Below are 24037 nucleotides of genomic sequence, written 5' to 3'. Positions count from 1 at the left end.
GAACGCGGATTTAATATAAATTATGATTTATAGAAATTAAAAATACGGCATGATGTAACAGGTAATGTCGGTTTAAGCGCTATTTCACCAAAAGAATCTTTCTGATAATTGTGTTTCCAATATGAGGAGCTGCAGAGCACATTTACTTAGGGTAATCATTTCTTAAAGCTTCTGAACACATTTTTCAGAAAACCCTTTTTTTCATAGTACTGCTGATGATATTCCTCAGCCATATAGAACTCCGAAATCGGCACAATCTCGGTCACTATGGGATTTTTGAAAGCCCCTGATTTTTCAAGCTTTTCTTTTGAAGCCAGAGCGGCAGCCTTTTGTTCCTCGTTATGGTAAAAGATGACTGAACGGTATTGTTTACCTATATCGGGACCCTGCCTGTCCTTTGTTGTAGGGTCATGGATTTTCCAGAAGACATCAAGCAGAGTCTCGTAAGACACCACTTTCGGGTCGAAAATGACCCGAACTGCTTCGGCGTGACCGGTGTCAAGGTTACAAACCTGTTCATAGGTCGGGTGTTCAAAGTGCCCGCCGCTGAAACCAACCGCAGTTGCAACTACCCCTTTAACCTGTCGGAAAGCTTCTTCAACGCCCCAGAAGCAGCCGGCAGCAAAGGTTGCTTTTTCCAGACCGCCCCCGGGATTCTCGAAGAAATCAGGATTCGTTTCAGCGGTTTGATTTTCTTCCACTCTCTTCCCCCCTTAAGAAAGATTATTTTTTGCTGTATTTCCCCATTAATTCCCCTTCGGCAATAATATGTCCTATCATTTCATTCTCAAGCTCTTTTCTCCCTGCACCTGCTTTAAGGTCGAGCTGCTTGTCCAGAGCATAAACCCGGAAGAAATACCTGTGTGTGCCCGAGGATGGACATGGTCCGCCATATCCTATTTTTTTGAAATCATTTATTCCTTCAACCCCAGGTATGCTGTCTTCCTCTATTTTTGCCACAGGTTCAATATTCCAGACAATCCAGTGTGTAAAAGTTTTCATGGGAGCATCAGGGTCGTCTACTATAAGCACCAAACTTTCGGCTTCTTCAGGAATACCTTCAAATTCCAGAGGCGGGTTTACATTTATTCCGTCACAGGTATACTTTCCTGGAATACTACCATTAGCTGCAAATGCGCTGCTAAAAACCTTTATACTTTTAATATTCATGTTTTCGTCCCCTTTGCCGGCTTCGGCAGATTCATTATTTACAGGTGTCTCTGCCTTTACAGGTGACTCTGCCTTCTCATTTTGAACACATCCCGATGTAAAGAGCACTCCTGCAAGCAAGAATATCAGAATAACTGTACCGGCTTTTCTGTTCATATATGGCATCAGCTCCTGACAGCAGGAAGACTGCTCAACAATGTAATATTAAAGCTAAAGAGATATAATCTTAAGGCTAGGCCACGTGGCATGCACTAAGATTTAATCTCAAAAGATTGAGCCTTAAAGTCAATTTTGAGGTTTGATTTAAGGCTTAACTCAGGCATGCTTGTACCCCCAGCTGCAATCCGGCAGGCATCAGTCAAGCTCTCTCAGCTAACATGATGCCTGCTGGAAGGTAAATTTAAAAAACCCAACAGCTGTCTCAAGAAGCCGTAAGCTGATATTCCTTGAGAACCGGAATCAGTCTTCTACTTCAAGAGCCTGAATTATGTCATTGACTGTAGCCTCTCCTTTAGCTACACGCTGGACAAGCGGATAGATAAACGAACAATCATCTATTGCAGCCCAGCGGGCTTCTCCTACCCGTCTTACAACTTCGTTCATTACTTTGCCACATTCCATGCAGTACTTTTCCTCACTTTCTACTCCACAAGCTTCACATTTCATTGAAAATTCCCCAATAATCTATGGGAAAGTCGAAAATAAATAAATTATGGTGACATGTAAGCATATTTCCACAGTCTTGAAAAAAAGAGAAGTAAAAGCAAAGAAATTCGAAAATTGAACATGATAAAGTTACTCTAAACCCCTGTAAAATTGCTAAAAAATTGCTAGGCTCTGTTAATTTTATATATGAGGACTTTTATTCTGTAAACACTTACCTGAATATTCTTTTTTAAGGATTGTTAAAATTTCTGTTCTGAAAAGCAAAAATTTTAAATTGGAGAAAAAACGGAAATCAGACTTCTTGTGACCTGTCAATCTATAGCTTCCTTTTAAAACTTCCAGACCGCGTTGTCAGGTAAGATTAGCAAGAATTTCTTCAATCTCCTCAATTCCTGAGCTTTTTATTGTTATTTCTTCTCTGCTGCGTATCCCCAGTCCAAGTTCTACTGCTCTTCTGATCTGGGGCTGAGCCCATACCGAGTGTTCCTGAATTTTCGGAACAGTCCCAAGGGTTTTCAGCAGAGCAAGCCCTACAACATCATTTGCAATTACATCAGAGCATGCCATTACAATGCCAGGCTCTTTAAGGGTTCCCATGTCAGGTCCGCCAGTCACAAAACATTTCGTGGCGTCTGAGATGTAAAAGTCAGGTTTGTAGACAAGGTTTGATTCGGCAATCATGTTCCCGAAAAGCACGTATTTGTGCTGACCGTGAGGAAGCTGTCTCCTGTCACGATCTGCAGTTATGCTGATCTGGGATTTCAAGCCCATGGTAAATGTTGCAGTCCAGTGGGTCTTGATAACAGGAAGTGCAATCACGTAATCCACAGAAGCCAGAAACTCAGGAACGTAAAATCCCTCGGGCCAGGAAAAAGCGCCTTCAGGTTTCACATGTGAGCGTTTCATGTGGTCAAAGGTAAGAATCTCATCCACTCCTTCGGCTTCAGCCGCCTGCCAGAGCCCAAGCTTCCTGAGTACCATCTCAGTATCCAGCGTGGTCATCGACTTTTCGGCAACAATAATTTTTCCCGGATTGCATTTCTTTGCTTCCCGTATAGCTCCCTTCAGTACTTCTGGATTTGTAGAGCCAGGAGGCAGGTCTGCGGTGTTTGCGTTAGGGCGGATCAGTACAGTGGATCCTTCTTCTATTCCAAGCCCTCCTGCGAGCTCAACTGCCTCTCTTACTGACTCCAGAGTATCTTTATTTCTTGAAAGACCTACAACTACCATACTCAAAACTCCCACATAGTAATATGCAACCAGTTGTATAAAAGTTAAGAATATTGCAAGCTTTCAAAAAAAGTTAGAGAATGGTTCGAAGCCTGCTGTTCTGGAGTACTTTACAGAGACAAGCCCACAACAGCCCGATGGAATGTGCTATTGTGAGATTACGAGAAGTTATAAGACAGCCTGGAAGCTATATCTCAGTTATACCTCCTGTAAACTGTCCTTAATTAACCTGTATGAGAGGGTTTGCTACGGCGAATTTTAGGGTTAGGGGTGAAGTTACTGGTCCAGTTTGCACTCACACATCTCTATAAGTGCCCCTTCGCCAATTCTTGAGCCTCGTGCAATGAGCATATCTCCTGCCTGGATAACAGTATTCCCTTTTGGAGCATAGACCCAGCGGTCATCTCTCTTGATTGCCATTACATGAAGTCCGGTTTCCGTCTCAAGCTTCAGCTCATAGAAAGTCTTTCCGACTATGGGAGAACATTTCTCAACCTGGAGCCTGGTTATAACCTCTTCGGAATTCCTGACTGCGAGAGTAATAATTGGGTGGAGTTCAATATCCCTAAGTACGGTATCCGCAATTTCGTAGGCAGCGTCAGAAATCGCTTCTGAAGCACTTGCAAGGTGCAGAATTCCCCTGAGAATGTTTACATCCTCAACATGCTTTGCAGTCTCAAGTACCCAGTGCTGGAGTTCGTATTTCATGGAGTCCATTTCGGATTCCAGGGCACTGACCTCATATGCTATGTCTTCATTGTCAAAGAGAATAGCTGAGTATGCAAGCCCTACAGACAGTTCGGACATATTCTTCATATCCACGATAATATCCACGGCATGCTCAAGATCTTTTAAGATCTTATCATGCTCGATTTCTTTCGGGATAAATTTCCTTGTCGTGGCCATTTCGAAGAAAAGAGGGACTCCTTCATCATGCCCTCTGGCAATCAGAACGTCACCCTGGCGCAGGCGAGTTTCCTTGTCAGGATCATAAATCCAGTCTTCATTTCTCCGAATAGCAATGACCCACATGCCTGTCTCAAGGTCAAGCTCGAGATCGCCAAGTGTACGTCCTGCCATTACAGATTCCTCGGCGATTGTTGCCCTGACTACGGTTTCTTCTGCTTCCCTGAGAGCAACTTTCAGCTCCATCGGAATGCCCATATTCATGAGCACAATTTTCGCAATATCCCCAGCGGCATTTGCGATATTTTCTGAACACGCAGCAACCTGTAAAACACCAAGGAGCCCTTCGGCTTCGTCAACCCTGCGTGTGCTTAACATCGCAGCCATTTTTATATGGTAATCGAGGGTATCCATCTTGTCTTCAAGATTGAGTACCTCTTGTGCAATATCCTCGTCATCATAGATCATTGCAGTGTATGCAAGATCTACCATGAGTTCGGAAGTATCCTTCATCTCAGTCAAAAGATCTTTGATATTCTTTGGACTGTATCTGAATTCTTTAGGGAACATAGTCTCTATATCAACTCTACCTTATGTTGGTATCTATGAGTATATACTTCATAGTAATTATTAATTTTTGAATTATTCAGGCGCTCAAGAGCCTGGATGGAATATAATAAAATTGAATAATAGTATAACTAGCTTTTAATTAAAACATTGTTTATAAAATTTCTAACAGATTCAGGGCTATTAAAATTCCTGCAACGCCGACCAGGTCTCCAAGGCTTGCTATGAAAGGTATAACTGTATCATCCGGATCGATCCCAAATCGGTGGGAGGCAAAGGCGATGGCTACCGTTGCGGAATAAACAACTGCAAGCTCTATAGCAACAGCTATCAGGCTGATTTGCAGGAGGGTGAGAAGAGGCATTCCGAAGCCAAACAAGCTGCTTGCCAGAAAGACCAGTATGCTGACAGAAATCGATGAAATAAACCCTACAATTGAAGCAGCAATTACGCTGTTGCGTACAACTGGGTTACTTCTAAGATTATCCCCAAGCCCCATATGGAGAGCCGATGAGAGCCTTGCCCCAAGCATGCTGCCGGTATCTCCCCCGATCTTGATAAGGGATGGAATAAGAATCAGTATCGCTGGCATGGATATAAGGCTTTCTTCTCTTGAGTTCAGAATCTGCCCTACGAGAATTGACATTATACATGTGATGATAAGTACAGGAAGCCCACGCTGAATGATGCCCTCTATCGTATAATACGGAGTCTGATGTTCTTCTTTCGTCAAAGCATCACCACCAGTTTTGCCGAGATGAAAAGCATGAGCATGGAGACAATATCTCCCAGGGTTGCAATCGAAGGCGTTACAACGTTGTCAGGATCAAAGCCGAACCTGAACATTCCTATAGCCAGCAGAGCCGCAATAATCGAGAGAATTATCCCGGATGTAAAGGCTGAAATCACACAGATAAGGGTAAGTTTAAGGACACCTGCACTTTCGAAGCCCAAGGCAAGGGTCACATAGTGCCCCAGAACTCCGAGAACTATGGCAATAATAACACTCAGGATAAGGGAGCCATAGATATTATTCATGAGTTCGGGATTACGCCTGTCAAGGTCTGTAATCAGCCCAAGGTGGATTGCACTGCCAAGCCTTGAGCCAAGAGTAGATGAAATATTTCCTCGAAGCCCCAGCACGCCGGGATAAATCACAAGCAGTCCAGGAATCATCTCAAGTTCGGCTGTCATCCCCGAAAAGATTATCCCTGCTATAACTCCCCCTACAGTGGCAATAAGTTCAAAGGGTAGCGCCTCACGTACTATTGACGAAACACTAGCGTACTCGCTGAGGTATTTATCAATATACTGGGACTCGAAAATATCTTCATCCCTTTGAGACTCTGGGGGCATGCGCTTGTATTATACACTGATAATATTAAAATAATCCCCAACCTTAGAAAAAGGATTCTTTATAAAAATTATTGATTAGAAAAATTTCTGGACTGTATTAGAAATAAGCTAAAGATACGGTTAACTCAACTATTCCAATCAGTTTTTCGGATTCCCGGAAAAAAGATAAATAACTTGCAGCCGTTACCTCATACTTGGTATTTATGGTAATAGGAGTCACAATGATAATTGTGAATGTGTATAAGGAAGCACAATAATATAAATTTTGCGAGATATGTAAATATAAGTAATTATAATAGTTAGAGAATATGATTTTAGAGCATCGGCTTATTGTAATAGTAACCAACAAATATTTAAACACGCCGTAAAATAATTTTATAATTCATTATTTTAATACCGAAGATCTATTAACAGGTATAATGCTGCCTATTTTCTTGGCTGTATAAAAATAAGTGCCTAAATTGATAAACCGTTCTAATAACGTTACAGTCATTTCTCAACTGTCATAAGTAAATCATATACTCGATAGAAAAATTGAATACAAGGTTTTCTTGAGATCTTTTCAACTGCATTTAGGTTTGCGTATAAAATATTTATTGAGAAAAAAATAAAAGGAAAATATTAGATCTCACACTTTCCACAAAAACTTTAGTACACCAAGAAGCTGTGTTAAAGTTACTACATCCATCCCTTACATTTAAGTAATTATTACTCTTAACCTTCCACTCTTATTTTGATGAGTTTGGCATAACTGACAGAAAAGGTACTTGTCAGAATTAGATCTTGAAAGATTAAATGAATAAGCTAAACTCCAGCATTTCATATCAATCTTTTTTGATACCTGTCTTGGGGGTTTTTATGAACTAAATTCATATCGATTAAGGGAATCGAATTTTTGTTTTTGAGATAAAAAATACTTGATATTTTTACTTCTGAAAATTAATTAAACTTCTATAACTCTTGTAGGTGGTAAAGATGCCTGGAAATCCCAATGAGATAAAACTGGTAAACAATGCGATGTCTAATGTTACCCGACGGAAGATAATGAACTTCTTATCGACAGGAGACAAAAGTACTGAAGAAGTTGGAGGAGAGGTAGGGAAGTCCATGCTTGATTTCCATCTTAAGCTTCTTCAGCAGGCAAGTTTAATTGAGATGGGAGAAGGGACTGTAAAGCTAAGCGAATATGGCAGAAATTTCCTTAAAGAAAAAGAAGAGAAAAGTATGGATAAAACTGCAGATCTTTCTCAGGTAAAATCGATAGATGTTACCGAAGTCAGGCAGCTTTTACCCTGTATAGCTGATTCTTCAAAGTTCAGGGTAATTGCAAACATAGCTCCTCCCCTAGGTGGAACCCTTAAGGTTTTTGAGCCACTCTTTCCTAGAGGTAAATATTCTGACAAAATAAACGCTCTGATAATTCAAAAAGGAGAGATTATTACAACTATTTACGGCACTGGAAAAGTAACCATGACAATGATAAAAAGTGAGGGTGAAGCCAAAGAATCTCTCCAGAACTTGAAGAGCACCATCAATGATGCTATTGTAAAAGGCGTAGCTCCAGCTCCCAGGGAAAAAGTCAGGGTAGAACCTATGGAGATCTACAAATATCTGCCTCAGACTAACTGTGGAAAGTGCGGTGAACAGAGCTGCTATACTTTTGCAATAAAGCTGATGAGTGGTGAAGCTTCTCTAGAGAAATGTACACCACTTAAAGAGTCGCAATATGCACTCAATCAGGAGCATTTGCAGGTCTTAACTGCTTATATCTGATCCAATGATGTCTATAAAAATATGATCTATGTAATTAGAGACGTTAAGAAAAGAACTATATATTAAAAGGAGGAGCTGAATAAATTTTGTTTACCTTACTTCATTAATGTCCATTATCCACTTTTTTATACAATAAACTGATCAAACAGTTTCAATATCAGCCTTTCTTGATATTTAACTTTCGGGTTTTTATAAAACCAATTCATAGATCATTTACTGGATAAATTGGTCTTGAAGAGGTTAATTTCGCTCATAACAAAGGTTTCTGATTCTGTGAATAGGATTAGAAAACCTGACCTTTAACTTTTGAGTAGGTGTTAAACGTGCCAGAAAACGCGAGTGAAACAAAACTGGTAAATTTCGCTGTAGCAAATGGTACTCGGAGGAAAATAATTAATTTCTTGGGAAACGGCGATAGAAGTACCAGGGAAATCGAAGAGATAGTTGGAAAGTCATCTCTTAATTTCCATCTCAAGATTCTCAAAGATGCGGGCCTTATCGAGCTAGAAGAAGAAGCTGTAAAGTTAAGTGAGTACGGAAGGAATTTCCTGAAAGGTAAAAAAGAGTCAAATCCTGAGGAAATCACTGATTTCTCACAGGCAAAGCCAATAGAGATTGCAAGTATCAGACAGGTTTTGCCCTGCATAGCTGATGCCTCAAGACTCAGGATAAGTGCAAATATAACTCCACCACTTGGTAGAGTTTTGAAACTCCTTGTAACTCTCTTTCAAAGAAGTAGTTATTCAGATAGAAAAGATAGCTTGATAATTCAAAAAGGAGAAATCATCACAACTATTTACGGTAGCGGGAAAGTTTCCATCAGAATGGTCAAAAACGAAAACGAAGCTAAACAAGAACTTGAAAGATTGAAGAGTACTATCAATGAGGCTATTGCAAAAGGCGAAGCTCCAGCTCCCAGAGAAAAGGTAAAGGTTAATCTTATGGAGATATATAAACACCTGCCCCAAACCAACTGTGGCAGATGTGGCGAGCAGGGATGTTACAGCTTTGCCATCAAGCTTATGGCTAGACAGGCAGCTCTGGAATTGTGCACACCCCTTAAAGAGCCGGAGTACGTAAATAATCAAGAGCATCTTGAGGTTTTGGTTAATTACATCTAAAATATTAATAAAATATAGTTTGTTTGGAGGAAACTTTGAAGACGCTTACTATAGTACTTACCGATGGCCCTTATATTTCAGAATATACCGAAATAGCCTGCAAACTAGCTGAAGAAGCACTTAAACGATATCATGTGAACATATTCCTTTACCTGGATGCAGTGCACATACCCAAAAGAGGCCAGAACCCATCCTTTTTTGCCAGCGCAGGTGAACTCTTCACCGGACTGGCAGAGAAAGGCGCTGTTATCAGGGCATGTGCAAGATGTGCTGCTGCACGAGGTTATATCGCAGAAGAGAATACTTTGAAAGGAAGTAACTGCAAAGACTACCTTCCCGGAATAAAGATCTCCAGTCTTTACGAACTCGCAGAAATGCTGAAAAAGAGTGATAGAGTAATATCACTGTCAAGATAAACTCCAGAAACGAGGTCTGAACTATGAACTCAGTTTTCTATCTGCTGGACACTGCCCCATACGGCACTGAAAAAGCCTTTGGAGCATTAAATGCAGCTGCAGTAAGTCTTATGGGAATGAACGTAACTCTCGGCCTTTATGGAGATGGAGTTTATCTTGCAGCTGCTGACCAGGACAGCACAAATCTTGGAATGCCAAACCTCTCAGACATCCTTTACTCATATGGAGAGTTAAGAGTAATTGTGCATGAACCCTCACTGATTGAAAGGGGTCTTTTTGGTGAAATTCTTATAGAGACCATAGAACTTGTAGATGAAGAGGATTTTCTAGAAGAGATGGAAAACTCAGACTCCGTTATCTTATTTTAAAAAAGGGGTAATAGTATGCAAGAAGAGTATGATGTATTCCTACTGACAAAACCTCCATTCAACCTGCGATCGGAACTTTGTCTTAAACTGATAGTTCGTTCCGGAAATGCTAGGCTTTACCTTGCGGGAGATGGAGTCTATCACCTGCTTTCCGGTATACAGGAAATACCAGGGTGTTTAGTTTATGCATGTCAGGAAGATCTCGAGGCTAGAGCTATAAACAGCAGAGAGAAGGTTATAATTCCGGACAACTTTTATTCTGTTTTCATAGAGGATATGATGGAAAATTGCAGATGTACATATACATTTTGAATGAAAGTAAAAATAATAGATTAATAATCGCTTGATAGGACAGTCTTATATATGGTCGAAAAGCTCCCACCTGAATTTATTAAGGAATTGGAACGTGTGAGTCGGCTTCATGAACAGGCAGTCTGCGATCACGAGAAATGCAGGGAGTTTAGCGAAGGTTTATCCTCATTCCTGGTAAAGGTTGAGGATATGAAATTTTACAGGACAGCGGATAGGTTAATGAGTATTCTCCTAAACTGCAGCCCGAAAGAAGCTTCCCACTGCGAAAAAGCAACACTTGTGGGAGAGATGATGAAAGAGATAACAAAAGAAGTACAGAAAGCATCAGGGAAATAAGTATACTGAAAACCAAGCGATATTTCTGCATCTTTTTCATTAAATTAAAATTTAAGATGCTTGTTTTGTTTAGCATGAAAGTGCTCTCAAGTGCTCTCATTTTTTGGGCATGTTATTTGAAGAATACCATGTGCGTTTTTTGAGATAGGAATATCTATATATTGTTTCAAATTTATTTGAAATAACAATAGGAGTTATGCGCTTGAAGAGCAAAATCAGAACCATTTCCAAATAATTGAGAGGAATAATGTTTAGTAATATTTCTATCTTTGGATTTTTGAATGAGAGAAGTTCATTTCTTTCTTTTGTTTTGGGGAGAGATAAAGCACTACTTAGCTTGAACAAATTAGAAAAAATAATCTTTAAAATTTTTCTTTATTCCTTCAATACTTTAACCCTTACAAAAATAATACTGTACTTAATCCCTGATGCCTTAATTGTGCATTATCTTGGAGCTAATCCTTGCTGGAATAATTTTGGAACTTCTGCATTTTCGGGGTCAATCATCCAAATACCCGGTTTATTATTGCATCCCATGGCTTGTACTTTAACTAAGCAAGGCATAATGCACGCCTTTATTGAAGTTTTTATAGCTGCTGTAATAGTAGCAGTAACTATTGCACTGTATTTTGAAAATAAATATTCTTGTCAAAAAAAGACAAAAGAAAGGGATGTTTTAAGTTTTAATGAAATTAGAAGCGTAATTGGGACTCGCCTTACAATTAAAAGAGAGCAGAAGGATAAGGAAAATTTCGTGTATATAAAGGAGAGTATTCTTTCTGAAGTTCTTAGGATACCTGAGAGTTCACAGTTCTGCTGGATGGATATATATGGTGGAAATGAGTATGGTCCTATCTTCTGGGAAGAAAAACCTAAAGAATCGGAAGACCAAGTGGATAACGTTATGAGGACTGAGATTGAATTGAAACCTTGAATCTTAAAAGGTCAATTTAAGGATTTATAACACATTTGATATCCTAAAGTTATTTTCTCTCTTCTTAGCGAAATTAGGCAACTCTCAAAATGGTCGGAGAGAAATGGTATTTAACAATACATTTATCTTTGGATTGCTGACTGGTATAAGCTTACTAATTTCTCTTATTCTGGATAAAGATAAGACATTTCTCGGCCTGAAGAAAGGAGGAAAAATGTTTTTCAATATTTTCCACCCTTTTCTTAATATTTTAATCCTTATAAGCATAGTCCTTTTCTTTATTCCAGATTCTGTAATTGTGCATTATCTCGGAGCAAATTCTGGCTGGTCTGGTTTTGGAATAGCTGCATGTATTGGGTCAATAACACTGATACCCGGATTTATCTCATATCCTCTGGCTGCAACTTTACTTAAGCAAGGTGCAACTTACTCTGTTATTGCGGTTTTTATCACTACTCTTATAATGGTCGGAGTTGTCACGATGCCTCTTGAAATCAAATACTTTGGGAAGAAAGCAGCAATAACGAGGAATATCTTGAATCTCATTGCAGCAGTAATAATAGGCATTTTTGTGGGCTGGTTAATGTGAAGAAATATCTGAAAAACTATACGTGGGTTATACTGTTTGTCCTCTTTTCAGTAAGTTCATACCTGATGGGATTTAAGCCTGGTCTTAGTATATATTCTAATTTTACTGAATTCTTTATAGAAATGATTTCATTTGTTCCATTTCTGTTCATAATAATCGGACTTTTTGATGTATGGGTTCCAAAAGAGATACTTGAAAAACATGTAGGTAAAGAATCTGGAGTTAAAGGCATTTTTATAGTTATTTTGTTAGCAATGCTTCAGGCAGGCCCGCTTTATGGTGCTTTCCCGGTTGCTTACATTTTATCAAAAAAAGGTGCCTCCGTGAGGAACATTTTCATTTATTTAGGAGCTTTTTCATCCATGAAGTTACCTATGTTAGGAATAGAGATCGGTTATTTGGGAATAAAATTTACAGTTGTAAGGACTCTAATTTCCCTCCCACTGTTTATACTTATAGGATATTTGATGGAAAAAATCGTTGGCAGTGATTTTAAGGTAGAAGAAGTAAAAGCGTAAAAATTTAAAAAACCAACCCATACAATCAAACTGTTATTTTTATCATTACTCTCCGGTACTTTACAGTTTCAAACATCCTAAAATTCAATACTGATGCTGCCTGCCTTTTGATCAGAGATTTTGCAAGTAAGCCACTTTCCAGTTTGTAAAGATTGAGTACTGCGCAGGGTACGATACAGTTTGAGCAGCATTTAGCTTCCTATGCCTTATGAATAACATGACTATTTTTACTATTCAGAATCTCCTTCATGGATTTTCATGTGAGAAAATTTCTTTATCCTTTCACACTAGGTTTCTATGTTAATAATAATTTTACTTCCTTTTTGCTTCCGCTGATTGTGTGAACAAAATCACAGCTAGTGGAATTTTCAGTAATTTCAGTCAATGCCTTACCTTTTATTTTTTAGTCCTGCAAGTTTTCCTTATCATTTTTTTATTTAGAACTTAGTGAGAGTGAATAGTAATGTCAAGTCTCTAGGAGATATCAAATTTCGTTGATATCGAACTTTATGTGCTTTATAAATTTAAACAAAATGGATAATTGTAAAAATAAATATCGATACGAGGTGACAAATTCTAGACTAGATGATCTCAGCAACCAACCTATTCCGGATTAACAATCAGTAGTAAAATATAAATAAGTATATTTAACATATATGAGTATAATTGCATATACTCATATAATGGTGGTGATGCCACGGATATTGTACAGATATTTAAGGCATTGGCTGATGAAAACAGACTACGGATACTTAATCTTTTAAGAAACGGTGAATTGTGTGTCTGTGATATTGAAGCAGTTCTGAGAATTAAACAATCCAATGTTTCCCGGCATCTTAATAAATTGAAAATAGCTAGAATTATCGTCTCCGAAAAAAAATCTCAGTGGGTTTATTACCGACTTAATGACGAAATTTTTCTACAATATCCATTTCTCTCGATCATTATCAACAATGAAATCGAAAAAATTGGCATTTGTAAAAAAGACTTATCTTTATTGGAAAAACTCAAAACAAGCGGAAGATCTTGCAGCTAACTAAATAATTATTTGGTTAAAACAGAGGATGATCATTATGGAAGAGTCCGTTGTATCAAAATTATCGTTTCTCAATCGTTATTTAACTGTTTGGATTTTTCTAGCTATGTTTATCGGTATAGCTCTAGGTTTCGTTTTCCCTGGCTTTGCAGAATTTTTGCAGAGTCTATCTATTGGTACTACATCGATTCCTATCGCCATTGGTTTGATAGTTATGATGTATCCTCCACTGGCACGAGTTAAATACGAAGAATTAGGCAAGGTTTTCAAGAATCACAAAGTATTGGGTTTGTCCTTACTGCAAAACTGGATCATTGGTCCTATTTTGATGTTTATACTTGCCATTGTATTTTTGAGAGATTATCCCGAGTATATGGTAGGTGTGATTCTAATTGGGCTTGCAAGATGTATTGCCATGGTGATTGTCTGGAACACTCTGGCAGATGGAGACAATGAGTATGCTGCTGCTCTAGTCGCTTTCAACTCTATCTTTCAGCTAGTATTCTACTCTATCTTTGCCTACTTCTTCATAACCGTGCTGCCTGAGTGGCTTGGATTTAGTGGCATGGAAATAGATGTCTCTATGGGAGAAGTTGCCCAGAGTGTTGCGATCTACCTTGGAATTCCTTTCGCAGCTGGCTTTTTAACCCGTTATTTCCTGCGCCCCTCAAAAGGAGCCAAATGGTATGATGAAAAATTCGTTCCCAAAGCAGGCCGTATCTCACTTTATGCTCTACTGTTTACTATTGTTGTGATGTTCTCTTTAAAAGGAGAATACATTGTTACCCTACCGTTAGATGTTGTAAGGATCGCAATTCCCCTCTTAATCTATTTCGTTGTTATGTTTGCAGTTTCGTTTTTTATCTCTATGAAACTGGGAGTAAATTACGGACAGACAACATCTCTTTCATTTACAGCAGCCAGCAATAACTTCGAACTTGCAATTGCAGTAGCAGTAGCGGTTTTCGGCATTGATTCCGGACAGGCATTTGCAGCTGTAGTAGGTCCTCTGATTGAAGTGCCAGTTATGATAGGACTTGTAAATGTCGCGCTTTACTGGAGAAATAAATACTGTATTTCCTTCAAAATGTGTGGAGAATAATAAATCTCACATTTTGCTGATTATTAAGAATTTAACCGCGCCTGAGGTAACAACGAAATAGTCTGTGCAGTATAGTTTTTACAATCAATTAAAGCTGTACACATGAGGCATATCCTTATTTTGGAGGATTTAGCCTCTTCTTGTTTTGTTGCCTTTCTTGCTAAAAGACATATCACAACATATTCAAGAGTATAGACAAAATAAAAGAATATCATAATTTCCTCAAAATAGCAAAAAAGGAGTTGTTTTAACATGCAGTATAGCTTGGGGATTGACGCAGGAGGCACATACACCGATGCAGTGCTTGTTAGAGACTCGGATGGCGTCATTGTAGATTCGAATAAGGCACTTACTACCTACCCAGATCTACACATTGGCATCAAAAACGTAATAGACGGCCTGAATCCTGATTATCTTAAAAACATAAAGCTAGTTTCGGTTTCTACAACTCTTTCTACCAATACTATTCTTGAGGGTACCGGTTTTCCAGTAGCCATGATTCTTATAGGAGATCATCCTCTTGAACGGGAATTACCAACTGAACACGTACTTTTTGTTACAGGTGGACATGACCACAATGGAGAAGAAAAAGCTTCTCTAGACTTGAAGTCTATTGAGAAATTTGCCCTGCAGGTTAAGGACAGGGTTTCAGCTTTTGCCATATCATCCTATTTCAGCACGAGGAACCCGGAACATGAACTTAAAGCAAAGGACCGAATCCTTGAGCTTACGGGGCTGCCTGTCGTTTGTGGACACGAGCTTTCTCAAGAATTGGGGGCTTACGAAAGGGCAGTAACAGCTTTTCTGAATGCACAGCTAATCCCCATAACAAGACAGTTCGTTCAGTCCATAATAAAAGATATTAAAGAACGAGGAATTAATGCTCGGCTCCTTATGCTCAAATGTGATGGCTCAGTGGTCGGAATCAAAGATGCACTTCAAAAGCCAATAGAAACTATTTTCTCAGGTCCGGCAGCAAGTCTTGTTGGAGCTTCCTATCTCTCCGGACTTGAGACCTGTGCCGTAATTGATGTAGGAGGCACAAGTACGGATATCTCTTCAATCTGTATGGGTGTTCCTGACTTGAGCGACGAGGGAGCTGTTGTAGGTGGATGGAAGACCCGCGTAAGGGCGATCAGGATGGAAACCACAGCTACAGGCGGAGATAGCCATATCTGGGCTGTAAACAGGGAACTCTTCCTCGGGCCCAGGCGAGTCATACCACTTGCAGTCGCTGCAATAAAGTATCCAAATTTTTTAAATAACCTCAAAAGAACGCCCATGCCTGCCAGAGAAGATCTCTGTGAGAACATCCAACCCACAAAGTTCTTTGTAAGATCTGAATATGCTGCAGGAGAACTAAGTAAAGCCGAAGCTGAAGTACTGGAGGTAATAGGGGAAGAACCTGTTTCTGTGTTTGAAATCTCAGCCCTTATAAGAAAAGATGTTCATCCTCAGACTCTAGACTGTCTCATCAAAAAACGCCTTGTTCAGGCAATTGGCTTCACACCTACCGACGCTCTTCATGTGTTAGGAGAATATACAGCCTGGAGTGAAGAAGCTTCACGTATAGGTGCAGAAAGACTTGCAAGACTTATGCGCATGACACCGGGAGAACTCTGTACTGCCATAAAAAAGAAAGTTGCACGAAACATGGCACTTCAACTTCTCTCATATATCCTGACAGGAGTTCCATATGAATCCATTGAGAAGATTCTGGATGGGAACTATCCTGCTAAATTCAAACTGCAAGTTCCTGTTGTCCTGCTTGGGGGACCTGTTAGAGCGCACAGAAAGGAATTGGAAGAGTTTATAGACGCGGATATCTTAGTTCCAGAACATGCTGAGGTAGGAAATGCAGTTGGAGCACTTGTAGGAAAAGGAATCAAAAGAGCTGAAATTCTCATAAGGCCAGCAAGTCTCATGTCTCCAGACAAGGATTTCCTTATATTTGCTCCAGGCAGTAGGCTGAGATTTGATACTTACTCAGAAGCTCTGGAGACGGCAACCGATATTGGAAAAAAACTTGTTGAAGACTATATGAGAGATTGTGGACTAAGTGGCAACCAGGTTGAGATCTCAATTGAGAAAAAAACTGTTTCTCCTGATGGCTGGAATCATCCTCCTATGGAAACAAATTTACTAGTTGTTGGAGTAGGGATGAGAGAATTGCACTTTTGAAAAATAAAAAGAAGAGTATAAAACAACAGAAAGAAGCATCGGTAACATCGAAAATGTAGACTCACACATAACTCAACTTCATAAAGTCAAACAGAAATTGATATCTCATTTAATAACAAATTAAGAGAAAATTGCAAGTTATTAAAAATGAACTTAGGAAAAACTTTTAACTTGAAGAATTACTAAGAAAAGGTGCTTTTACATGGAATGGCCTGTAACTCCCGGTGATTATATAGTAGGAGACCCAAAATCTCATGCAGCAGTAGTAACCCTCGCTTCTGATTATCAAAGCCTGAACCTGAAAAACTACGCTATCTGCGGAACCTGTTTTACGGAAAATTTTGGGATTGAGAAGGTGATAGTTAATGTGCTCTCGAACCCCAATATCAGTTGCCTGATAGTCTGCGGAAAGGAAAGTGACCATTTTGCCGGGCAATCCTTGCTGGCACTTGTCGAGAATGGGGTTTCGACTTTCGGAGGGTCAAAAAAGATTATCGGTTCGGAAGGAGTGATACCTTATCTTGACGAAATTCCGGCTACTGCAATCTCTCGCTTTCTCCGGGAAATTGAACTCATTGACCTTGTAGGGACAACCGACCCTAAAGCCATTCAACAGGCAATCGATTCCTGCAGCGGAAAGGAAAGGAGTGAAGCCCCGGAACTTTCCATGCCCGAGATTCATGAACACAGCTGGAAGAAATATGAAAATGAAGTAAAGCAGAATGTAATGTCCAAGATTAAGAAAGGGTAAGCTCTTAAAATATTATATTAAATGAAAAAAGGAAAAATTTTCCTTTTTTAAACTTCATTAAAATCTATACTGATGCCACCTGCCTTTTTTACCAGAGATTTTGCAAGGAAACCACTTTCCATTCTGCAAAGATTGAGCACTGCACAGGGTACAAGGCAATTTGAGGAACACTGGGCTTCCTGTGCTCTATCAATCACGTAGTTATTCTTTATATCCAGAATTTCCATCATGGGAACTTCCATGTGAGAAAATTTCTTTATCTTTTCACATGGGGTTTCTATGTCAACAATAATTTTATTTCCTTTTTTGCTTCCATGTACTTTGTGGACAAAACCACAGATAGTAGAATTTACAGTAAATTCAGCCAATTTGTCACCCTTAATTTTGGTCACTTAAGTTTTTGGTCATTAAGAAAGATAGTTTTAGCACTGAATAGATGTTAATTGGAACCTAAATCACTCCGATTGCAGTATCCCAATGACCTTTTCGAGAATCTCGTCTACTTCTTCATTCTTTGGGTTTCTATCCTTTGTTTTCTTAATCCCTAATTCTGAAATTACTATCTGGCGGCCAACTTTAAAACCTGCAAGTTCGAGAGTCTTGCTGGCACAGTTTACCGGACAGCCGTCAATTGCAATAATCCTGTCAGAAGATTCAGCGGATTTCATGAGTCCTGGAGCTCTGGCTCCTATTCCAACAGTGCACATAAGATTTCCAATTCCCTGCTCTTCAAGCGCAATAGCGATTTTGTTTGAGATCTGTCCAACATTGGCTGCCCCTGCGCAGGGGAAAAGTGCAACGTTTGCCGAGCCGCATGAACATTAGTTTCTTCTGCCATTTTTTTTCTCTCCTTCAGATCCTCGTTTAATTTTGAATCTTTTTACAAAAAGCACATATTTCTCGGTTATTTTGCAATCCATTTTCGAATGTCTTTTTCGTCTGGAACTTTGCCCGCAAGTTTTACGTCTCCATCGATAACAACTGCAGGTGTAACCATAACGCCGTAGCTCATAATTTTTTCAATATCCTCAACTTTAATTACTTCAGCTTCAACGCCAGTTTGTTTCAGTACTTTTTCAATCGTTTCTTTTGTTTTTTTGCATTTGGCGCATCCTGTTCCGAGAATTTCTATTTTCATACATTTTCCTCCTTTTTCATTAGTTGAACTCTACTTCGATTATATTTACTAATTTTTAATGCTCTCAAATTTCAGAAGGTAGCAGGTTTACAACAACATATTGAATAGATAACCTGTAAAGATTATCGAAACTGCTACAATTGAAACAAAGATCGCTATCAGTTCTTTTTTCAGTACCTTTCTAAGGATAATCATCTCAGGCAGAGACACGGCTGTAACAGACATGAGAAATGCCAGGGCAGTTCCTACTGGAAGTCCTTTTCCTATCAGGCTTTCAACAATAGGTATCATTGCCATAACGTTCGAGTAAAGGGGCACTCCGATAAGTACAGCAATTGGCACTGCAAGAAGATTGTCTTCCCCTGCATACTTTTCGAGTATACCTTCAGGCGCATATCCATGAAAAATGCCTCCTATAGTGACTCCAATTATTACATAGAGCCATACTCTACCCACAATTTCCTTTACGCTCTCAAAAGCAAAATCTACTCTTTCCTTAATTGTTAGTTTTTGATCTTCAGTACTCTGTTTTCCCACTTTCATCTTATACACAAAGTCTTCTACATATCTTTCAAGTTTCAAATGACCAATTAGATAACCACCCAGAACACCCAGTGCAACTCCTGATATAACATACATCACTGTAGCCTTAAGGCCGAGAGTTGCCCATAGAGCAGCTACAGCAGCTTCGTTTATAAGAGGAGAAGTGATCAGAAAAGCGAAAGTGACTCCCAGAGGCACTCCAGCTTCCACAAATCCTATAAAGATCGGAACTGATGAACACGAACAGAAAGGAGTCACTGTTCCAATAAGAGACGCAAGAACATAATATCTGATTCCTTGCTTGCTTCCAAGAACCTGTCTTGTTCTTTCAGGAGTGATATATGTCCTCATGTAGGAAACGATAAAGATCATTACAGCCAGAAGAACGAAAATTTTCATTACATCATAGATAACAAAATTAACACTGGCAGCGAGGCGCGTATCAGGTGCAATTCCTAACACCTCGTATGTCAGTTGGTCAGCAATCCATTGAAGAGGATAAAACACGTCAACCATTTTGGCTCCTCCTTTATATCCATCATTTCTTCACTGATTTCTCAATTCTCAAATATATCAACATACATTGATACATTGCATACTATATAAATATTCCCATAGGCCTCGAAACACTTTATTCATTTTGAATTCTTACAGATTTACTGATATCAGCAGATTCCCCGACATGTTTTCAGAGAAAAAAATCCGCAGATTTGATGAATGAGAAAAGAGGTGGAATATAGAAAAAGATTCCCTGAAACTTGAGATGTAAATAAATGAGCTGATGAAAACACAACTCTTCATAACTCTTAAGTTTTCAATAATTATTACAAAATCTTATTCTTCAAGGACTTCCAAGATTTTCCTGATTTTTTCATTTTGTATAGAATATAATCTCTTTTTGCCGTCTTTTCTTACTTTAATTATCCCCCAATCCTGTAGTTTTGCAAGGTGCATTGAGGTGTTGGATTGAGTCTTGCCGATAATTTCTGGGATCTCACACGCACATATTTCTCCTTTATTACCATGTTTATTTTCCCCACATTTACACTCAGATTCAATTAAAGCCTTGATAATTCTATACCTTGTATCTTCGCTAAGGGCCTTAAATAGTTGTAGATTTTCTTCATTAATCATATCAACATACATTGAATGTAGAAGGTATATATACTTTTCTAAAGACAGAAGTTAACTCTGAATTACCCTTATGAATTTCCAAGATCTTAATCGCTTATAATCCTTATTTCTGCCCTTGTTATTCTTGGTCCCTAACTTAGAGATTACAATATAGTTGTCATCCTTGAAATCGGCCAATAAGTAGTTTCGTTCGAATATATGGAAAGCCACATATGCCTATTTTATTCCCATCATTGAGGCTTCTATTTTTGAAGTCGTTATCTTTTTATATCATATCGACAGACATAAATATCAATAATTCTTGATATATCTTATAGATCTCTAATGGAGATGTTCTTAGATGGGCAAACTTGGAAAAAATTTGCTTGGAAAATTGGTTGGAAGCGACAAAAGTTGCTGTTGCTGCGGTCCTTCTATTGTAAGCATCAAAAAAATAAAAGTTGACAACAAAGATATGGAAATTGCCGGATTGGATGAGGAATTCGAAAAGCATTTTTCTGCAGGCAAGGCACCGGAAAATATAGACATAGAAGAACTTGTCCGAAACCTTACAAAAATAAATGAAATTCCCGAAGAAGAACTGGAGAAACTCAAAGTCGCAGTACTTAAGGAATATGAGACATACTGGCAGGGGAAAAGAAAGTAATTATATCTACGTATATGAATATGTAGTGTTGCCATTTACTGACAAGAATTTTGTTGTGAGTCGATGGAAATGAATCTCACATGCTCAATTTGCGGAAAAGAGGAAGATTCGTTACTCCGAGCCAATCACAGGGACTTAGGAATTATAAAACTGTGTGTGAAGTGCTGGTCAAAAGAACAGAGCAAAAAGATGCTACTTCCTTTAGAAGGTGGAGGCAGCTGCTGTAGGTAAACTCATGGAAGCTGAAAGAAAATTAGATGTGAATAAAAGTAAGCGTGAAGTAGAAATTGGAAGATTGGAACGTTTTATTTTTGACAGGGATCAGTTAGAGGTAAGAACGCAGAAGCTCAGTTCTCTGGTAAATGAACTGGATGAAGAAGCACTACATTCGGAAGCTAGGATTTTTAAAGCCCTTTCAGATCCCAATCGTCTCAAAATTATAAAACTATTAAAAGAAGGAGAACTCTGTGCCTGCGAATTAACTATTGCCCTTTCAAACTCTCAATCGACTGTTTCTCACCATCTTTCAGTTTTGAAGAGTGCATGCCTGATCAAAGAACGGAAAGAAGGGAAATGGTCTTACTTTCGTCTCTCGGAAGGAGCAGTTATTGAAATACTTAACCAGGCAAAACTACTTTATGATAAATGAGCTTCCAGAAAGTTCTCTTTTTGAAAGTAGTATTTAGGGACGAAGTTGAACCTCTCAAAAACGGTCTAAACCTCAAAAAAGTCGGGTTTCTGAGAGGATATGTGTCGCTTTCAAGTTTCAAAGAGCTGTAGCTTTCGATTATTTGAAGAAAAAAATAATTTTGAAGGATGATCAAAATGTTCTGGGATAATTTAATTGTGGCGGCCAAGTTCTTTATTGAGATAGCTGTAGAACTTACTGTTTTATTTATTGGAATAACCTTTCTAGTGGGACTGATTCAGGAGTATGTCCCTGATGAAACCATAAAAAAAGCTCTGGGGGGAAGAAATAAAGTTGTAGGCAGTATTCTTGGGGCAGGATTTGGTGCACTTACTCCCTTCTGCTCCTGTTCAACCGTACCGCTTCTCCTGGGGATGCTTAAGGCTGGTGTACCTTTTGCTGCAGCAATGGCATTTCTTTTCTCGTCACCTTTGCTAAACCCGGTAATAATATCTCTATTTATCATACTATTGGGCTGGAAGATAGCTGCTCTCTATTTTGTCGTTGTCTTCGTATCTACAATTGTTATAGGTCTCTTACTTGATGGGTTAGGCTTTTCCAGTCAGATTAAGCCAGTTGCTGTTGTACGAAACCGCTGTGACTGTGAGCAGGAAACGAATGCGAAGTCCAGAATACAGCGGTCTGCAGTATTCGCATTTAGCCTTTTCCGTCAGCTTATGCCTTATCTGCTCTTGGGAGCAGGAATCGGAGCATTCATTCACGGTTTCGTGCCCACGGATATCATTTCCCGCCTAGCCGGGCCGGACAATCCTCTAGCAGTTCCTGTTGCTGCAATTATCGGTGTCCCTATCTATATCCGGGCTGAAACTATGATTCCTATTGGACTGGCACTCATTGAGAAGGGAATGAGTGTGGGAGCTGTTCTGGCACTGATAATCGGCGGTGCAGGAGCCAGCATACCTGAGCTGACACTTCTATCATCAATATTCAAGAGAAGACTACTGACAGCCTTCGTGGTGACGGTTTTTTCAATAGCTGTGATTGCAGGATATCTTGCAAATATGCTGACATTGTGAAAATCTTCAAAAAAGTTAAGGAATGATGCCAGGCAAGCAGATCAAAGACCAGACATTATTTCCCAAATACCTGGGAGATCCAGTCTTTTATCTCATCTCTGACCTGGCGGAAAACCTTTAGCTTCTCTTCTTCTGATCCCAAAGCTGCAGCAGGATCCTCAAAACTTTTATGAATTACTTCTCTTGCTTTGGGGTATTCGGTCTGAATTTCCAGGTTCGTACTGCATATAGGACAGGAAACTCTAGCCCGATCACATACTGTGACTGCCATATCAAAAATGATATCCCGGAATTCTTTGGGAGTTTTTGAGTACTGACTGGAGATATCGATACCTATCTCCTTCATAACCTGAACAGCATAGGGATTTACAGCTGTGGCACTGACCCCAGCACTGTAAGCCTCGTATCGATCTCCATAGATAGCCCTCAAAAGACCTTCCGCCATCTGAGACCTGGCTGAGTTGTGAGTGCATAGAAAAAGAATTTTCTTTTTTTCCTGTAATCTTGTATTTGGTACCATTAATTGTTATTGAATACAACAATTAATTAGCATTGTGACGGTTATTAATCCTTTTATAAAGCATTAAAAATCAGGTATAATAAGTACAGATTCTTTAAATAATAAAAGAAAATTGGGGATCAGTGAAGAAACCATCAGGAACTGATGATATTCACTCATGCTTTTTCCCATATTTGCCCTGTCTTCTTTTTACACCCAGGCTTTTAATTTCAGGCTCTCAACTGGCAAATCTCCGTATTGCCTTTTGCTGATATCCAAATCTTCATTTAGAATCTCTATTGAGAACCCTGCTTTTTTCAGAAACTTCAAATATTCCTCTTTTAAAACGGCACCAGCGATACAGCCTGCGAGCAGACCAGTGTCATCTTTAAGCTCTTCAGGTAAATCTTCAAGGAGAACCATATCCGAAATATACATCCTGCCCTCTGGTTTCAGGACACGGAAAGCCTCCCTGAAAACCTTTTCTTTATTAGGTGCCAGGTTAATCACACAGTTGCTGATAATAATATCTACCGAACTGTCTTCAACCGGAAGAGCTTCAATATCTCCATGGCGGAATTCAACGTTTGAATATCCATATTTTTGAGCGTTAGCCTGCGCTTTTTCAATCATCTCCAGAGTCATATCGACTCCGATAACCTTTCCTGAGCTTCCGACTTTTTGTGCAGCAAGGAAGCAATCGAATCCCGCACCAGAACCCAGGTCCAGAACGATATCTCCCGGTTTCAGATCTGCAAAAGCAGTAGGGTTGCCACATCCAAGTCCCAGGTTTGCATCCGGAACAGCCTGAACATCAGATTCGGAATAGCCGAGAGACTTGGAAAGGTCTACCGGACTTGTCTCTCCACAGCAGGAACCGCCAGGACAGCAGGAACCTCCGAAGACTGCAATGTCCTGATACTTCTTTTTGATAACTTCCTTTTTTTCATTTGCATCCATTGTCCTACCCATTCCTTAGTTGATATTTTTCTATTCTACCTTTAGCTTACTTTCAGTTAT

The 24037-nt window shown here is 39.3% G+C and carries 30 protein-coding genes; 16 read left to right on the top strand and 14 right to left on the bottom strand.

What is annotated here, in order from left to right; genetic code table 11:
• Positions 1-155: 155 nt before the first annotated feature.
• The 7 genes from msrA to MSTHT_RS04925 form a co-directional block, all read right to left on the bottom strand.
• Complete coding sequence (gene msrA / locus MSTHT_RS04955; protein ID WP_231588200.1) at positions 156-701, bottom strand: peptide-methionine (S)-S-oxide reductase MsrA; 546 nt, start codon at positions 699-701, stop codon at positions 156-158.
• A 22-nt stretch (positions 702-723) separates the two neighbouring features.
• The gene (locus tag MSTHT_RS04950; RefSeq protein ID WP_048166825.1) at positions 724-1326 is read right to left on the bottom strand and encodes a YbhB/YbcL family Raf kinase inhibitor-like protein; all 603 of its coding nucleotides are present in this window, start codon (positions 1324-1326) and stop codon (positions 724-726) included.
• Between the two features lie 303 nt (positions 1327-1629).
• Complete coding sequence (locus MSTHT_RS04945) at positions 1630-1836, bottom strand: hypothetical protein (protein WP_048166824.1); 207 nt, start codon at positions 1834-1836, stop codon at positions 1630-1632.
• 351 nt (positions 1837-2187) lie between these two features.
• On the bottom strand, positions 2188-3066 hold the full coding sequence (locus MSTHT_RS04940) for a DUF362 domain-containing protein (RefSeq protein ID WP_048166823.1): 879 nt from the start codon (positions 3064-3066) through the stop codon (positions 2188-2190).
• Between the two features lie 276 nt (positions 3067-3342).
• Positions 3343-4542, bottom strand: coding sequence for a potassium channel family protein (locus tag MSTHT_RS04935; RefSeq protein WP_048166822.1), 1200 nt, complete (start codon positions 4540-4542; stop codon positions 3343-3345).
• Between the two features lie 151 nt (positions 4543-4693).
• Positions 4694-5185 (bottom strand): magnesium transporter, encoded by a 492-nt coding sequence (locus tag MSTHT_RS04930; RefSeq protein ID WP_048168391.1) that lies wholly within the window; start codon positions 5183-5185, stop codon positions 4694-4696.
• An 83-nt stretch (positions 5186-5268) separates the two neighbouring features.
• Positions 5269-5895, bottom strand: coding sequence for a magnesium transporter (locus MSTHT_RS04925; RefSeq protein ID WP_048166821.1), 627 nt, complete (start codon positions 5893-5895; stop codon positions 5269-5271).
• A gap of 975 nt (positions 5896-6870) precedes the next feature.
• Here MSTHT_RS04925 and MSTHT_RS04920 point away from each other — a divergent pair.
• The 13 genes from MSTHT_RS04920 (at position 6871) to MSTHT_RS04860 (ending at position 17332) form a co-directional block, all read left to right on the top strand.
• On the top strand, positions 6871-7668 hold the full coding sequence (locus tag MSTHT_RS04920) for a (Fe-S)-binding protein (protein WP_048166820.1): 798 nt from the start codon (positions 6871-6873) through the stop codon (positions 7666-7668).
• 314 nt (positions 7669-7982) lie between these two features.
• Positions 7983-8789, top strand: coding sequence for a (Fe-S)-binding protein (locus MSTHT_RS04915; RefSeq protein ID WP_082086772.1), 807 nt, complete (start codon positions 7983-7985; stop codon positions 8787-8789).
• 35 nt (positions 8790-8824) lie between these two features.
• Positions 8825-9205, top strand: coding sequence for a DsrE/DsrF/TusD sulfur relay family protein (locus MSTHT_RS04910; RefSeq protein WP_082086771.1), 381 nt, complete (start codon positions 8825-8827; stop codon positions 9203-9205).
• Positions 9206-9228: 23 nt separating this feature from the next.
• Entirely contained in the window at positions 9229-9573 is a 345-nt protein-coding gene (locus MSTHT_RS04905; RefSeq protein ID WP_048166817.1) for a DsrE family protein, read from the top strand.
• Positions 9574-9588: 15 nt separating this feature from the next.
• Complete coding sequence (gene tusB, locus MSTHT_RS04900; protein ID WP_048166816.1) at positions 9589-9885, top strand: sulfurtransferase complex subunit TusB; 297 nt, start codon at positions 9589-9591, stop codon at positions 9883-9885.
• Between the two features lie 51 nt (positions 9886-9936).
• A complete protein-coding gene (locus tag MSTHT_RS04895) occupies positions 9937-10221 on the top strand; it encodes a hypothetical protein (protein WP_048166815.1) in 285 nt (94 codons plus the stop codon).
• Between the two features lie 247 nt (positions 10222-10468).
• Positions 10469-11155: a hypothetical protein gene (locus tag MSTHT_RS04890; protein WP_048166814.1), complete on the top strand. Its 687-nt coding sequence runs from the start codon at positions 10469-10471 to the stop codon at positions 11153-11155.
• Positions 11156-11369: 214 nt separating this feature from the next.
• A complete protein-coding gene (locus MSTHT_RS04885) occupies positions 11370-11744 on the top strand; it encodes a permease (protein ID WP_231588199.1) in 375 nt (124 codons plus the stop codon).
• Positions 11741-12262, top strand: coding sequence for a permease (locus MSTHT_RS04880; RefSeq protein WP_048166812.1), 522 nt, complete (start codon positions 11741-11743; stop codon positions 12260-12262). The genes MSTHT_RS04885 and MSTHT_RS04880 overlap by 4 nt, the downstream gene beginning before the upstream one ends.
• Positions 12263-12899: 637 nt before the next feature.
• Complete coding sequence (locus MSTHT_RS04875; RefSeq protein ID WP_449288747.1) at positions 12900-13298, top strand: ArsR/SmtB family transcription factor; 399 nt, start codon at positions 12900-12902, stop codon at positions 13296-13298.
• 28 nt (positions 13299-13326) lie between these two features.
• Positions 13327-14400, top strand: coding sequence for an ACR3 family arsenite efflux transporter (arsB, locus tag MSTHT_RS04870; protein WP_449288746.1), 1074 nt, complete (start codon positions 13327-13329; stop codon positions 14398-14400).
• A gap of 252 nt (positions 14401-14652) precedes the next feature.
• Entirely contained in the window at positions 14653-16581 is a 1929-nt protein-coding gene (locus MSTHT_RS04865; RefSeq protein WP_048166810.1) for a hydantoinase/oxoprolinase family protein, read from the top strand.
• A 178-nt stretch (positions 16582-16759) separates the two neighbouring features.
• Positions 16760-17332 (top strand): tetrahydromethanopterin S-methyltransferase subunit A, encoded by a 573-nt coding sequence (locus tag MSTHT_RS04860; RefSeq protein WP_394297018.1) that lies wholly within the window; start codon positions 16760-16762, stop codon positions 17330-17332.
• Positions 17333-17379: 47 nt separating this feature from the next.
• Here MSTHT_RS04860 and MSTHT_RS04855 read toward each other — a convergent pair whose 3' ends face one another.
• The 5 genes from MSTHT_RS04855 to MSTHT_RS04835 all read right to left on the bottom strand — a co-directional run bounded on the left by MSTHT_RS04855 (position 17380) and on the right by MSTHT_RS04835 (position 20147).
• Positions 17380-17700, bottom strand: coding sequence for a DUF6951 family protein (locus MSTHT_RS04855; RefSeq protein ID WP_048166808.1), 321 nt, complete (start codon positions 17698-17700; stop codon positions 17380-17382).
• A gap of 87 nt (positions 17701-17787) precedes the next feature.
• Positions 17788-18072, bottom strand: coding sequence for a putative zinc-binding protein (locus tag MSTHT_RS04850; protein ID WP_231588242.1), 285 nt, complete (start codon positions 18070-18072; stop codon positions 17788-17790).
• A 164-nt stretch (positions 18073-18236) separates the two neighbouring features.
• A complete protein-coding gene (locus MSTHT_RS04845) occupies positions 18237-18470 on the bottom strand; it encodes a thioredoxin family protein (RefSeq protein ID WP_048166807.1) in 234 nt (77 codons plus the stop codon).
• Positions 18471-18557: 87 nt separating this feature from the next.
• Positions 18558-19529, bottom strand: a complete 972-nt coding sequence (locus tag MSTHT_RS04840; protein WP_048166806.1) for a permease — start codon at positions 19527-19529, stop codon at positions 18558-18560.
• 318 nt (positions 19530-19847) lie between these two features.
• A complete protein-coding gene (locus tag MSTHT_RS04835) occupies positions 19848-20147 on the bottom strand; it encodes an ArsR/SmtB family transcription factor (RefSeq protein WP_231588197.1) in 300 nt (99 codons plus the stop codon).
• Between the two features lie 340 nt (positions 20148-20487).
• Here MSTHT_RS04835 and MSTHT_RS04830 point away from each other — a divergent pair, with 340 nt between their 5' ends.
• The 3 genes from MSTHT_RS04830 to MSTHT_RS04820 all read left to right on the top strand — a co-directional run bounded on the left by MSTHT_RS04830 (position 20488) and on the right by MSTHT_RS04820 (position 22518).
• Positions 20488-20793, top strand: a complete 306-nt coding sequence (locus MSTHT_RS04830; RefSeq protein ID WP_048166804.1) for a hypothetical protein — start codon at positions 20488-20490, stop codon at positions 20791-20793.
• A gap of 208 nt (positions 20794-21001) precedes the next feature.
• A complete protein-coding gene (locus MSTHT_RS04825; RefSeq protein ID WP_231588196.1) occupies positions 21002-21442 on the top strand; it encodes an ArsR/SmtB family transcription factor in 441 nt (146 codons plus the stop codon).
• A gap of 176 nt (positions 21443-21618) precedes the next feature.
• Positions 21619-22518 (top strand): permease, encoded by a 900-nt coding sequence (locus tag MSTHT_RS04820; protein WP_048166803.1) that lies wholly within the window; start codon positions 21619-21621, stop codon positions 22516-22518.
• A 55-nt stretch (positions 22519-22573) separates the two neighbouring features.
• Here MSTHT_RS04820 and MSTHT_RS04815 read toward each other — a convergent pair whose 3' ends face one another.
• Both MSTHT_RS04815 and MSTHT_RS04810 read right to left on the bottom strand, forming a co-directional pair.
• Positions 22574-23038, bottom strand: coding sequence for an arsenate reductase ArsC (locus tag MSTHT_RS04815; RefSeq protein WP_048166802.1), 465 nt, complete (start codon positions 23036-23038; stop codon positions 22574-22576).
• 189 nt (positions 23039-23227) lie between these two features.
• Entirely contained in the window at positions 23228-23977 is a 750-nt protein-coding gene (locus MSTHT_RS04810) for an arsenite methyltransferase (protein ID WP_048166801.1), read from the bottom strand.
• Between the last annotated feature and the right edge of the window lie 60 nt (positions 23978-24037).

It is taken from the genome of Methanosarcina thermophila TM-1, assembly GCF_000969885.1.
Classification (GTDB): Archaea; Halobacteriota; Methanosarcinia; order Methanosarcinales; family Methanosarcinaceae; genus Methanosarcina; species Methanosarcina thermophila.
Note: the sequence above shows the minus strand (reverse complement) of the source record. Positions and strands in the feature narration are given on the sequence as shown.